Consider the following 12,360-nt stretch of genomic DNA (forward strand, 5'->3'; position numbering starts at 1 on the left):
CAGACTCTAGGGCTGTGCACCCGGCCGCCAGTTGCGGTAGCGCCAGCGCACCTGCCACACGCGCAGGGCCGCCTCGATCTGCACACCGAAGCGCATCTTGGACTGGCCAAACTTACGGTCAGCAAAGTAGAAGGGCACTTCGCCAAAGCGGGCGCCGGCGCGGTGGGCCAAGTACAGGATCTCATACAAGAATACATATCCGCTGGAGACGACCTGTGAGAAGGGTACTTTCTCCAGCAGTTCACGACGCCACAGGCGGAAGGCGCCAGTGACATCCTTGACCGGCAGGCCCAGGATGGTGCGGGCGTAGAAGTTGCCCCACCGCGAGAGCGCTTTGCGCCACAGCGGCCACTTCTCATCCACTGAGCCGCCGGGGATATAGCGCGAGCCCAGCGCCAGATCGCATTCGGCCAGCTTGGCCACCAGCTCGGGCAGCTTCGCAGGCGGGTGCGAGAAATCGCAATCCATCTGGCCGATGACATCAGAATCGCCGCGCAGCACATGCTCAAAACCATAGATGTAAGCGCGGCCCAGGCCTCGCGGACCTTGGCGATGCAAGACTTCCATGTTCTTGTACTGCTGGGCCAGCCCGTCGGCAATCTCGCCAGTGCTGTCGGGGCTCATATCATCCACGATCAGGATGTGCAGGCCGGGCACCTTCTGCGCCTGGATGGCTTCGACCAGCAAGGGTAGGTTCTCGGCTTCGTTATAGGTGGGGATGATGATGGTGATCTTCATGCTAATTGGATGAGTCCTTGTGTATCACGAAGCGGCATTCCTTGTACCCTTGGGCGCAGCACTCCGCTTCGTCTACGCGCAATTCCCGGCCGGAGAGGTTGTGGGCCGCCTCCTGCAGTAGGCCGACCATGAAGAAGCACACCGGCTTCTCCTCGCCGCTGCGGCCCCAGCATACCGCGTTGCGCTGCACCACAAAGTGCAGCTCATGCGGATGCTCCTGCAGGCTGCTGGCCTGGTCACTGATCTCGCTGAAGATGCGCGCCAGTGCAGCGAGGCCGATGCGCAGCTTGAGGCCGAGCGGCAGCACGCGGAAGGCGGCATCCGCCGTGCCGGCCAGCGCGCCGAAGCTGCTCAGCGCCCGTTCGAAAGTGAGGCGACCTACGCGCAGGGCCAGGCCGCGGCCACCCTTGGGCCCGTACAGGGTTTCCATGCCCAGGTTGAGAGCAGCGAAGTGGGCGAAATCAAAGCCGCGCTCCAGATTGGCCGGCGGATAGTTCTGCACCAGATCGGCCAGGCCGGCGCCCTCCAGTAAGGCTTGCATCACGGCGCGGCCGGATACCAGTTCTTCGGTGGTCTCGAGGGCAATGCGGGCAAAACGATTGGGCAGGTAGTAGCCGCTGGGCGTGAGGGCTTGCATGCGGCACTAGAGCAAGGGCTGCAGATCAGCCACCACTTTACGCAGCTCCAACAGTAGCAGACCCAGGCGGGCCTCGTTACTGGCCATGATGGTCAGGACGGTATTGGGATTGGCGGCGGTGAGCAAGGCGAAACCGTTGCCACCCTTGATATACACCTGCTCTAGCGAACCACGGCCCAGCTCACGCGCAATGCGCTCGCCGAGCGAGAGCATTGCGGCAGACATGGCCGCCACGCGGTCTTCGTCAGCCGGCGGGGCCAGGACTGACGAGATGATCAAGCCGTCATCACTCACCAGGGCGGCGCCCTCAATCTCAGGCGTGCTGGTGAGCAGTTGATGCAGGCGTTCGTTGAGTTGCTGCGTGCGTGAGGTGCTCATAAAGACGGGTAACTCTAGCACGGAGACAGTTGGCAGTCAACACTTGACAGCAGCGGTAGTAGTCAGCTGTCAACAATCTGCTCACAGCTAGAAACTAATCTCAATCTCTGATTCCTTTACCAATCCTGCAAGTAGGCTCAGCGTATACTTCTCTCCATGCTGATCCATTCTGCCTCCCAAGTACTTACCCTGGCCGGAGGGCCGCAACGCGGTACGGCGTTGGGCAGCCTGGGCATCATCGAAGATGGCGCCGTGCTGCTGCGCGAGGGGCGCATAGTGGCGGTTGGCCCCAGCGCCGAGCTGCTCGCGGCGCATCCGGACGAGCCGCGCCACGACGCCAGCGGGCGGGCTGTTATGCCGGCCTTCGTTGATTCCCACAGCCACCCGGTGTGGGCCGGCGACCGGGCGGCCGAGTTCGAACTGCGCCAGCAAGGCAAGAGCTACCTTGAAGTGCTGGCGGCTGGCGGCGGCATCCTCTCCACCGTGCGGGCCACACGTGCCGCCACGCCGGAGCAATTGCACGCCGAGACCGAGGCGCGCCTGCAGCGCATGTTTGCGCACGGCAGTGCCACGATCGAGGCCAAGAGCGGCTACGGCCTGAGCCTGGAGAGCGAGCTGCGCCTGCTGCAAGTCTTGCTGGATCTGGACGCACAAGGTCCATGGGAGCTGGCGATCACATTCCTGGGGGCGCACGCCATCCCCGCCGAATTCAAGAACCGCTCCGGCGATTACGCGCAGGAGCTGGCTCAGCATTGGCTCCCGGAACTCAAACGCTGGTGGGGAACCAACGCCGCCGACCGCCCCCTGCCCTTCTTTGATGTGTTCTGTGAAACCGGCGCCTTCAACCTGGCGCAAACGCGCCTGATGCTAGAGGCGGCCAAGGCGCACGGCTTCCCGCTCAAGGTGCATGCCGACGAGTTCGACAACCTGGGCGGCACGGCGCTGGCGATCGAGCTAGGCGCAGCCTCGGTGGACCATTTGGTGGCGATCTCTGACGCAGAGATCGCCGCGCTGGCCGCCAGCCCAACCGTGGGCGTGGCGCTGCCCAACACGCCGTTCGGACTGGCGGAGACTCACTTTGCGCCGGCGCGCAAGATTATTGCAGCCGGCGGCCTGCTGGCCATAGGCGGCGACCTGAACCCAGGCACGGCCTGGTGCGAGAGCTTGCAGTTCACCCTGGCACTGGCCTGCCGCCAGCTCAAGTTGACCCAGGCTGAGGCCATCGCCGCTACCACTATCAACGCCGCCGCCGCCATCGGCGCGGCCAAGCGGCTGGGCTCGCTGGAGCCCGGCAAGCAGGCCGACCTGCTGGTGCTGGATGTGGCCGATTACCGCCAACTTGGGTACCGATTTGGCACCAATCTTGTACATACCGTGTACAAGAAAGGAGCGCCGTACCCGGTGCACAGTTGGCAACATGAGCCTTCTTCAAAACCTGTTTAGCGGCATGCCCGCGCCATACGCCCTGCTGGCCCTGATCCTGGTGATCGGCCTGTCTGTGGTTATCCTGCGCGCCATCATCAAACTGGCCATGCGCGCCGTTTTCTTTGGAGTGGTTGGCGTTATACTGCTGGGCGTTATTTACTACATCGCCCGGTAAGAAAACGAGAACCCTCACTTATGCCTACAATCGATCAAGCCCGCGCCTGGTACCCTGCTTACGACCCGGTGCATGGCTTTGATCACATTTTGCGCGTCTTGCGGGCGGCCGAGCACCTGGCCGAGCGCGAAGGCGCTGACATCGAGATCGTGCGGGCGGCGGTGCTGCTGCACGACGCCAGCGGGCAGACCGGCGGTGAGACGCGGGCTGACCACCAGGAAAGTGGGGCCGAGTTTGCCGCCGGGGTGCTGGCGGCTGAGGGCTGGCCGCCAGCGCGCATTGCGGCGGTGCAGCATTGCATCCGCGCTCACCGCTTCCGCGGCACGGAGCGGCCGGAGACGCTGGAAGCCAAGGTGGTGTTCGACGCCGACAAGCTGGATGTGATCGGCGCCTACGGTGTGGCGCGCACGCTGGCCTATGATGTGGTGATGGAATGGCCGTTCTTCGCCGAGCCGTCTGAGCATTTCACGGAGACCGGCGAGAAGGCCGAAGGCGAGACGCACAGCTCGTACCATGAGTATTTGTTCAAGCTGAGCAAGATCATTGAGCGCCTGAACACGCCGACGGCCAAGGCGATCGGGGCGCAGCGCCAGGAATTTTTGAACACGTATTTTGAGCAGTTGGCGAAAGAAGCGCGCGGTCAGTTTTAGCGTGAGCTTCACTACGGCTAGTGCCTAAAAACCTTTGATCATCATCACGGTTAAAAATGGCGGGGGCGTCGTCCTTAATGGTTCAAGCGGCTTGACAGCCCGGTGAGCGGCAAATAAGAAGTTATTGCGCGAAACTGGGTGGGGGTCAAAATTTATTACTAACAACTTTCTCTCCCTTGTGTGAACGAGCTGTACTCCCCCGCTGGCAAGTGGGCTGGCATCATATTCACAATCACTTACAACACACCAAAATCGCACGACGCGTCAAGCTGCTGGACAGAGGATGGTATAACCTGCGCATGCACCCCACCCTGGCTTACATAGAAGATCTGGCACGCCGCGCCGGCGAAATTTTGCGCACTGGCTACGGCCAACAACACCAGATCGAATACAAAGGTGAAGCGGACCTGGTGACCGAAGTGGACCGCGCCTCGGAAGCGCTGATATTGGGCGAAATCATGCGCCACTTCCCCGAACACAGCATTTTTAGCGAAGAGAGCGGCGAGCGCAGCGGCAACGCGGAGCACACCTGGTTCGTGGACCCGCTGGACGGCACGCTGAACTATGCGCACGGCATGCGGACGTTCTGTATATCGATCGCCTATGAACACCGCGGCCAACTGCAGTTGGCCGCGGTGTATGACCCAATGGCGAACGAGCTGTTCAGCGCCGAACGCGGCCAGGGCGCGTGGCTGAACGGCGAGAGGATCCAGGTGAGCAACCCGCCTTCGCTGCGGGAAAGTTTGCTGGTGACCGGCTTCCCCTACGATGTGCGTACCAACCCACGCAACAACTTTGCAGAGTTTGAGCGCTTCTCACGCCTGAGCCAGGGCGTGCGCCGCCTGGGCTCGGCCGCGCTGGACATGTGCTACGTGGCGGCCGGCCGCCTGGATGGTTATTGGCAGCTGAAGCTGAGCGCGTGGGATCTGGCGGCGGGCGCCTTGCTGGTGCAGGAGGCGGGCGGCGTGGCGAGCGGGGTTCTGGGCCAGACAGAGTTCTTGCGCGAGCAGAACGGGGTGCTGGCGGCGGGGCCGGGGGTGTATGCGGAGATGTTGGGGGTGTTGAAGGAGATGGCCGCTGGGTAGTAGGTAGCAAAAAATCAGAAGCAATCTACTAATCTGTTAATCGCTGGGGTTGGCTAGGCAACCATCTCTCAGTGTGCAGCTGGATTGCTTCGTTGCTCAGCGGCTACGCCGCTTCACGTCCTCGCAATGACAGCAAAACGGAGGGCGGGTCTGAGACCCGCCCCTACGCAAGCAACGTGACACGCTGAGCGAGTGAGTAGAGCTACATCAGGACGCAGAGGCCAGGCCAGCGAAGGGTCTTTGTTGGTGTTTATTCCGATGTGCGAGTGTTTGAAATTGGCGCGGCGGGGATTATTGGCCTTCGGCTCAGAATGACACGGTGGCATTCGACCAGATGTGAACGCTTCCCTATTAGCCGCTAACGGATTCCTCCTCGCCGCTGCGCGGCTCGTTCGGAATGACAAAGGGAGTGTAAAAACAAGGGCGGGTCTAAGACCCGCCCCACGTGAGTGGACTTGCGTTTCTCGTCCAGTTAGCGTGTTTGGCAGCGAGGATCCCTCGCTGCGCTCGGGATGCACGCGATCAAGGCTTGGCAACCAGCAGGCGACCCCACTCCTCGATGGTGAGGGTTTGGGGGCGGCGCATGGGGTCAATGCCAGCCGCCTGCAGGCGGCTGGCGGCTTCGGCCTTGGGCCAGACGCTGGCCAAGGAGTTGGCCAGCGTTTTGCGCTTCTGGGCGAAGGCGGCTTTGGCAATGCGGAAGAAGGGGTCGATCTGCTCCCAGGGTAGCAGGGGCTGATCGTAGAGCTCGACCAGCAACAGGGCTGAGTCGACATTGGGCACAGGGTAGAAAGCGCCGGCGGGGATGTGGTGGGCCAGGCGCGGCTTGCCGTATAGCTGCACGCTGAGGGCCAAGAGGGAAAGATCGGGCGCGCTGGCGCAGGCGCGCTGGGCTAGCTCCAGCTGGACGGTGAGCGCCAGGCGAGCGGGCCGCGGGCGACTCTCGAGCAGGTGGCGGATGAGGTTCGAGGTCAAGTAATAGGGGATGTTGGCGACGACGAGGAAACCATCTCGCGTGAAATGCTCGGCGATGGCAACATCAAAGATATCGGCGTGCAAGACCTGCACATTGTCGAGGCCCTGCAGCGTACTTTGCAAAGGCGACAGCAGCGCGGCGTCGAGCTCCACTGCCACCACGCGGCCGGCGGCGGCCGCCAGGTGGCGGGTCAGCGAGCCGAGGCCGGCGCCGATCTCGAGCACCTCATCGCCCGGCCCCACCCCGGCGGCGCTGACGATGTGAGCCAGGTGGACCTCGTCTACCAGGAAGTTCTGGCCGAGGCGCTTGTTGGGACGCAGACCATGAGCGCGCAAAAGTGCAGGGACATTGAGGGGGGAGAGCATGGGGCAATTATAAGGAGGCTGCGTTGCTTCGCAACGCGGGGCGGAAGGATAGTTAGCAGAGATTGCAGATTGCTTCGTTGATCACCGGCTAGGCCGCCTCACATCCTCGCAAAGAGGGGATTAAGGCGTGCTGACTTCAAGCGCCACACGGAAGACTTGCCAGCGAGGATCCTTCGCTAGTCGGGCTCCAGCGTCCCGGTGTTTGGTCTAGAAAACCGCTCAGGACACACGCTAGTTTATGGCGGCCAGACCAGCGGCACGTCTGGCGGCACGGGGGTGGTGAAGTAGAGAGTGACGTAAGTGGCCCAGGGCTCGTAGTCGGCGTCGGTGAAAGCGAGATCGATCCAGGGCACGCTGCGGTCACGGTAGGCGCCCACGTCGGCGATGATGCCGGCGCCGTAGCCGGGCACATAGACTGTGTGACCACCGAGGGCAATGTACCAGTTGTACCAAGTGGCAATGATGCCGCGGCGAGGTGAACCCAGACCGTGCGAAGTGCCGTGGAAGCATTGATTGGGCACACCAGAGCGACAAGGCGAATACGAAGTGGCGTAGACCTGGATGGCGCGGTAATACTCGATGGTGATGCCATCCACCACGGCGGTGCGGATGACGATGTTGGTGCCATAGCCATTGATCTGGTCGAGCGGCTGCACCAGCACGCGCTCGGCTTCCGTCTGGCGGTCGACTTCGACGCCGTCCTCGTAGCGCACACGCACGCGGCTGGCCTGCACGCCATCCTGCCCCAACTGGACAACTGAGATGGTGTCGAGATCGGCGGTGGCATCCGGCTGCCATTGGGTGGCGTGGGGAATGATCTCTTGCACCAGCTGGACTGTTTCGGTGACGCGCACCACACGGATACTGCCATCCTGCGGCACCGCCTGGTCTTCGGCGGGCCGGCTGTAATCCTCGCCCACCAGGGCAATGCCAGCCTGGGCCAGGGCTTCGCCCACGCTGGCGGCGGCGCTGTGCAGCGCCAGGCTGCGCTCGCCAAGCAGGATGGTGAGCGGGCGAGCGCGCACGAGCGTGGCGCTGAGCGCGCCATCCAGCGGGGTTTCGGGCGCGGGGCTGAGGCGGTCAGCGTTGCTCAACTCAACACCGTTTTGCGTCAGGGCTTCGCCCAGGGTGGCGGCCGAACTTTGGAACTGCTGGGTCTGGTCGTCCATCTGGAGGGTCACGATATGCGGGCGGCGGACTTCAAGCACCAGCACGGCGGCCTCCGGCAGCGGCTGCCCGGCGGGCAGCGGCTGCCCGGCCAGCAGCAGAGTATCAGCGGGGCCGAGCTCGACGCCAAGGGCGTCGAGTACCTCGGCGGGGTCTTTCTCCCCGGTGGTGGCGGTGAAGCGCTGCCCGTCGGCGTAGAGCTGGACGCGGGCGGCGCGCTGCACGGCGATGACCTGGTCACTGCGCAAAGGCATCCAGCGGGCAGGGGTCACGCCGTCCTGGCTGTGGAGCTGGATGCCGAGCTCGGCCAGGGCACTGCTAACGGTGAGGGCGCGGGTGCTGATCTGCTGGACGCGGCCATCGGCCAGCACGGTGACCGTGCGGGTCTGCAAGGCATAGGCGCCCACAGCGATGGCGGCCAACAGCAGGCCGCCGAGGGCGAGCCAATGAATGCGCTTCAACTTCATAGGGAAAGTGTACCCAAGCCAGCTAAGAGCAGGCTCAATGTTTGTGGCTGGTTTTGCCTGTTTTGGGCTGGCTGCCGCCATTGCGGGTCTGCGGCGTGGGGTTGCGCTGCTGGTAAAAGTCGTACGCCACGCCAGCGAGCACGATCAGCAGCAGGATCGAAGATGCCCAGACCAGCGGGCGGATGTTGCCCTGGCTCTCGAGCACCGGACCGGTGGCCGAGGCGCTGAACGGCCGCAGCGAGGGATTGCCGCGCTGCAGGGTCTGGGCATAGGCCAGCACGTCGGCCACGCGAGTGAGCGACCAGCCCAGCTCTTCGGTGGCGGGCATACGCAAGTCGAGCGGGGTGCCGAAGCGGATCTTGTGCACGCTGCGCCAGGGGTCTACGACGGTCATATCCGCCAGGTAGAGCGGGTCTGCGTCGGTGCCGAAGTTGATCTCGGCACCCTGATCGCCGTGGCAGCTGGCGCAGGTGCTCTCGTAGAGACCGGCTCCTTGTTGCGGATCGCCCAGTGAACGGCCGGTGAAGCGATCGATGAGCAGGTTGGTATCGATCTGGCGGGTGCGCAGAAATGCCACCAGGTCCATTATGGAGGTGGCATCAAAATAGCGGCCAAAGTCATGCGAGGTGTTGGCGGTGCCGTTGAACCATTCGAGCACATCCTGTTGGCTGGCGCCGACCATGCCCAGAACGCCGGTGAAGCCGGTGTAGTGGCTGGAGTACAGGCCGTAGGCGCCATCAGCGCCCTTATAGTCCCAGCCGTGGCATTCGGTGCACAGCCAGGTGACGGCGCCGCTGCGGCGGTTGTTTTCCTGGGTCTGCCAGAGGGGGTGACTGGCTGTGGGGGCTGGCTGGTCTACGGTAACGATCCAGTTGTCGTAGATACGGCCCCCCCGCACGGCATCGCCCACCACCTGGGCCGACCAGGCGCGCCCGGCGGCCACAAGGCACAGTGCAGCCAGCAAGGCAAAGAAGGTAAAGGCCAGGATACGTCTCATTGCAGCGGGAACAGCCAGTATAACATCCGTGATTTTTGCGTCTCGTGCACATACACAAGCGCCCCTTCATAATGAAGGGGCGCTTGGTATGGGTTGGTTTAGGGCTTATTGCGTGCGATCCATGAGGAAGGCGACCAGGTCGTTGATCTGCTCTTCGGTCAGGATCTCGGCGAAGTTCTGGGGCATCACATCCGGGCTGTAGCCGGAAACGATGTGCGCATTCGGATCCACGATGGATTCGTGGATGTACTCCTCGGCGGTGAGGCCCGAGACGGTGTTGCCGGCGCGGCCGGCCAGGCCGTCGAGGGCCGGGCCAACCGTGGCGGTGCTGATGCCCTGGATGGTGTGACAGGCGACACAGCCGGCCTGGGTGAAGAGGGCCTGGCCGCGGCCTTCCGGCGTGGACTCGTCCACGACCGGGCCGATGGCGACGGGCGTGGGCAGTTCGCCGAGGGCGTACTGCTCAAAGTTCATGATGAAGGCGGCAACGGCGCGGATCTGGTCATCACGCAGGGGGCCGCCGAAACGCTCAGACCAGGTGGGCATGGCCGGGGTGCCGCCGCCCACGTACTGCGGGCGGGTGGACACCTGGCGACCGGTGGTGACCACAGAGACGATGTAGTCCTCCAGGGTGCTGCCCCAGCCGATCTCAGACAAGCGCTCAGTGAAGAAGTGCTCATCGCGCAGGCTGGGAGCGATGCCGGTGATGCCCTGCCCCTGGCTGCCATGGCAGGCGGTGCAGTTGTTCTGGAAGACGGCGGCGCCAAATTCGATCTGGCGGCCGCGCTGCTGCAAGACATAGTCTGCCAGGCGTTGCGGTTCGCGGATGCCCAGAATGATGACGATGGCCGCGCTGAGCAGGACGAAGATGGTGCCGAGTACGATCTCGAGTTGAACGCGTTTCATGTGTGCTTACTCTCCTCGTACCCTACTAATGGGAACCCAGAACGCGGTTCTCATGCAGGAAGTATGTATGTTCGTAGGCCTTGGGCTCGCCGGTTTCAGGGTCAGACCATTCCACCTGCGGGGTAACGCGCACCATGCCGGGCTGGAACTGCTCGACGACGATGCGGGCCACCAAGTCAGGCAGGCGGCCGTCCGCTTCAGCGACACGCAAGCGCTCACCGAACTGCTCGAACACAGCGGTCAGATGCGGGCAGCCGATGACGACGTCTTCAGGCTTGTCATGGTCAGGCTGGTAGGCCAAGCCCGGACACAGGTCACGCCCGTAGTCCTCACCCACTGTGTAGACACCGTGGGCATATTCAAGCTCTGCGTAGGGTATCTCACGCAGGGGGCCTTCGCCCTCTTCCGGCGCAAGGTCCTGAATCACGCGGGTGGCGGCGGGGGTTTCGATACCGTATTCAGGCAAGCCCATGTAACTGAGGGCGAGCATGATGAAGATCCAGCCGATACCCCAGGCAATGGCGAACGGACGCTTGCTGGAGAGGCGTGACGGGTTCTTGTCGATGTACGGCAGGAAGGCCAGGATGACGACCAACACGGGCGGCACGATCAGGCCCATGATGAACTTGGAGTCGAGCAGCTTGCTCAGCTCCAGGGTGAATTCGATCCCAAACAGGCCCAGGAGCGGCTGGAGGATGGGGTTGAGCATGTTCTCGAGGATGTTAGCAGGGTCGATCTTAAGGATGCCTTGCAGCCACCAGAAGTACCACGGCGCTTTGGTATCCAGCGGCGTGCTCTGCGGGTTGGCGTGCGTCTCCAGAGGGGAATGGAACCAGCGGAAGTAGAGGATGGCCAGCATCACGAAAGTGCCCAGGGCGATGAGGAAAATCTCATGGCTGAGCAGATCAGGGATGAGGTCAATGCGGCGGTTGTACTCCTTCTTCTTGTCAGGCGGCAGCTCTAGCTCTTCTACTACAGCGGGCAGCGAGATGCTGTGCTCACGCGAAACCTTGTAGTAGTGGATGCTGATGAACAGGATGGCCAGCAACGGGAAGAGGATGACGTGTTGCAAATAGAAACGCAACAGACCGCCCGCGCCAATGTCTGGCGCGCCACGCATCACCAGGTTAAGCGTTGGGCCAACGATGGGGCCAGACTCGGTGATGGAGGTACCCACCGTCACCGCCCAGTAGGACAACTGGTCCCACGGCAGCAGGTAACCGGTGAAGCTGAGCCAGGCGGTGATGGCCAGCAAGATAACGCCGGTCAGCCAGGTGAAGGAGCGCGGCCCCTTGTAGGAGCCGGTGAAGTAGGTGCGCAGCAAGTGCAGCCAGCTGAAGGCCACCATGGCCTCAGCGCCCAGGCGATGGATGTCACGCATCAGCTCGCCGAAGAAGACATTGCTCTCGATGGCCAGCACGGAGCCGTACGCCTGGTCAGGGTACGGTACGTAGTAGGCCATGAGCACAATGCCGGTGATGGTTTCGACCACGAAGAAGAAGGTGACGAAGAAACCGAGGCGGAAGGTGTGCGTGAACCAGGTGGCGGCCTGCGGGTAATAGCGCGGGCGCAAGTGGGCCACGAAGCTGGTGGTGATGACCTTGTAGCGCGGGTTCGGCTTCTCGGTCGGCGGGTCACCACGCATGATGGCGCGCAGCTCACGCAGGTTAAGGCCGGCGGTGATGATGCGGACGCGCTCATCGATCAGCTTGAAGATGAACTCTTTCCACTCACCGCGGGGCGGGAGCTGCGTGTAATTGAGTCGCTTGAGAATGTTATTGATGAAGGTCATATCTCTCGCTCTTAGCCGTGAACTTCGCCAAGGATCTTGGCGCCAGTGTTTACGCGCACAATCGCATTCGGGTTATTGGGGATGGCGACCGGGCCGCCGTCCTCAGGGGTTTGGGCGAGGATGTTGCCGTTCTCGTCTTCAATGGTGATGACGAAGCGGTCAAGGCTGCGCGGCGCGGGGCCTAGGATGTAGTCGCCATTCTGGGCGTACTGGGAGCCGTGGCAGGGACAGATGAACTTGGTCTCCTGGTCACTCCAACCGTAGATACAGCCCAGGTGCACACACACCTTGTACAGCGCGGTAAGGCCCTCAGCGCTGTTGGAGATCCACAGTTTCACCTTGGGATAGTTGGCCGGGCCGGCGTCCTGCGGAGGAAGATCCGCCACGCGGCCAACGGTGAACATGCCGCCAAACTCGCCTTCACGGAAGCGCGGGATACCAAAAATCACCGCACCGCCACCCAGGGCAACTGTCAAGAAGCCCAAAGAGGCCAGCCAGGCAATGTTCAGGAACTCCCGGCGGTTCAACGGCGGGTTGGCTTGCTCTTCCGGTGGAGCGTTTTCAGTTTGGCCGGTGGGAACGGCAGCTTGGGTCATTCGGCT

13 protein-coding genes are annotated in these 12,360 nt (G+C 62.8%); 4 read left to right on the top strand and 9 right to left on the bottom strand.

Translation table 11 applies throughout. The features are described 5' to 3' along the window. Window positions 1-6: 6 nt before the first annotated feature. From KIT08_01620 to KIT08_01630, 3 genes are read right to left on the bottom strand one after another with little or no spacing between them, the layout of a single operon-like run. Entirely contained in the window at window positions 7-738 is a 732-nt protein-coding gene (locus KIT08_01620; GenBank protein ID UYN89948.1) for a polyprenol monophosphomannose synthase, read from the bottom strand. Between the two features lies 1 nt (window position 739). Beyond that, window positions 740-1,375, bottom strand: a complete 636-nt coding sequence (locus KIT08_01625; protein ID UYN89949.1) for a 4-vinyl reductase — start codon at window positions 1,373-1,375, stop codon at window positions 740-742. A gap of 6 nt (window positions 1,376-1,381) precedes the next feature. After that, on the bottom strand, window positions 1,382-1,753 hold the full coding sequence (locus KIT08_01630) for a roadblock/LC7 domain-containing protein (GenBank protein ID UYN89950.1): 372 nt from the start codon (window positions 1,751-1,753) through the stop codon (window positions 1,382-1,384). A gap of 156 nt (window positions 1,754-1,909) precedes the next feature. On the opposite strand from KIT08_01630, the gene hutI reads away from it, so the two are divergent. From hutI to KIT08_01650, 4 genes are all read left to right on the top strand, one after another. After that, window positions 1,910-3,196: an imidazolonepropionase gene (gene hutI, locus KIT08_01635; protein ID UYN89951.1), complete on the top strand. Its 1,287-nt coding sequence runs from the start codon at window positions 1,910-1,912 to the stop codon at window positions 3,194-3,196. Further along, window positions 3,171-3,353: a hypothetical protein gene (locus KIT08_01640; GenBank protein ID UYN89952.1), complete on the top strand. Its 183-nt coding sequence runs from the start codon at window positions 3,171-3,173 to the stop codon at window positions 3,351-3,353. Before hutI ends, KIT08_01640 begins: the two co-directional genes overlap by 26 nt. A gap of 20 nt (window positions 3,354-3,373) precedes the next feature. Continuing rightward, window positions 3,374-4,003: an HD domain-containing protein gene (locus KIT08_01645; GenBank protein ID UYN89953.1), complete on the top strand. Its 630-nt coding sequence runs from the start codon at window positions 3,374-3,376 to the stop codon at window positions 4,001-4,003. Window positions 4,004-4,302: 299 nt separating this feature from the next. Continuing rightward, window positions 4,303-5,088: an inositol monophosphatase gene (locus tag KIT08_01650; GenBank protein ID UYN89954.1), complete on the top strand. Its 786-nt coding sequence runs from the start codon at window positions 4,303-4,305 to the stop codon at window positions 5,086-5,088. 522 nt (window positions 5,089-5,610) lie between these two features. Here the strand turns inward: KIT08_01650 and rsmA are convergent. The 6 genes from rsmA to KIT08_01680 form a co-directional block, all read right to left on the bottom strand. Next, complete coding sequence (gene rsmA / locus KIT08_01655; GenBank protein ID UYN89955.1) at window positions 5,611-6,429, bottom strand: ribosomal RNA small subunit methyltransferase A; 819 nt, start codon at window positions 6,427-6,429, stop codon at window positions 5,611-5,613. Window positions 6,430-6,665: 236 nt separating this feature from the next. Beyond that, window positions 6,666-8,063: a DUF348 domain-containing protein gene (locus KIT08_01660; GenBank protein UYN89956.1), complete on the bottom strand. Its 1,398-nt coding sequence runs from the start codon at window positions 8,061-8,063 to the stop codon at window positions 6,666-6,668. A gap of 34 nt (window positions 8,064-8,097) precedes the next feature. Next, window positions 8,098-9,060, bottom strand: a complete 963-nt coding sequence (locus KIT08_01665) for a cytochrome c (protein ID UYN89957.1) — start codon at window positions 9,058-9,060, stop codon at window positions 8,098-8,100. 105 nt (window positions 9,061-9,165) lie between these two features. Further along, window positions 9,166-9,966, bottom strand: coding sequence for a c-type cytochrome (locus KIT08_01670; GenBank protein ID UYN89958.1), 801 nt, complete (start codon window positions 9,964-9,966; stop codon window positions 9,166-9,168). Window positions 9,967-9,991: 25 nt separating this feature from the next. After that, window positions 9,992-11,758, bottom strand: coding sequence for a cytochrome bc complex cytochrome b subunit (locus KIT08_01675; protein UYN89959.1), 1,767 nt, complete (start codon window positions 11,756-11,758; stop codon window positions 9,992-9,994). Window positions 11,759-11,769: 11 nt separating this feature from the next. Continuing rightward, window positions 11,770-12,354, bottom strand: a complete 585-nt coding sequence (locus tag KIT08_01680; GenBank protein UYN89960.1) for a Rieske 2Fe-2S domain-containing protein — start codon at window positions 12,352-12,354, stop codon at window positions 11,770-11,772. Window positions 12,355-12,360: the final 6 nt, after the last annotated feature.

It is taken from the genome of Anaerolineales bacterium (genome assembly GCA_025808555.1).
Lineage (GTDB): Bacteria > Chloroflexota > Anaerolineae > Anaerolineales > UBA11579 > JAMCZK01.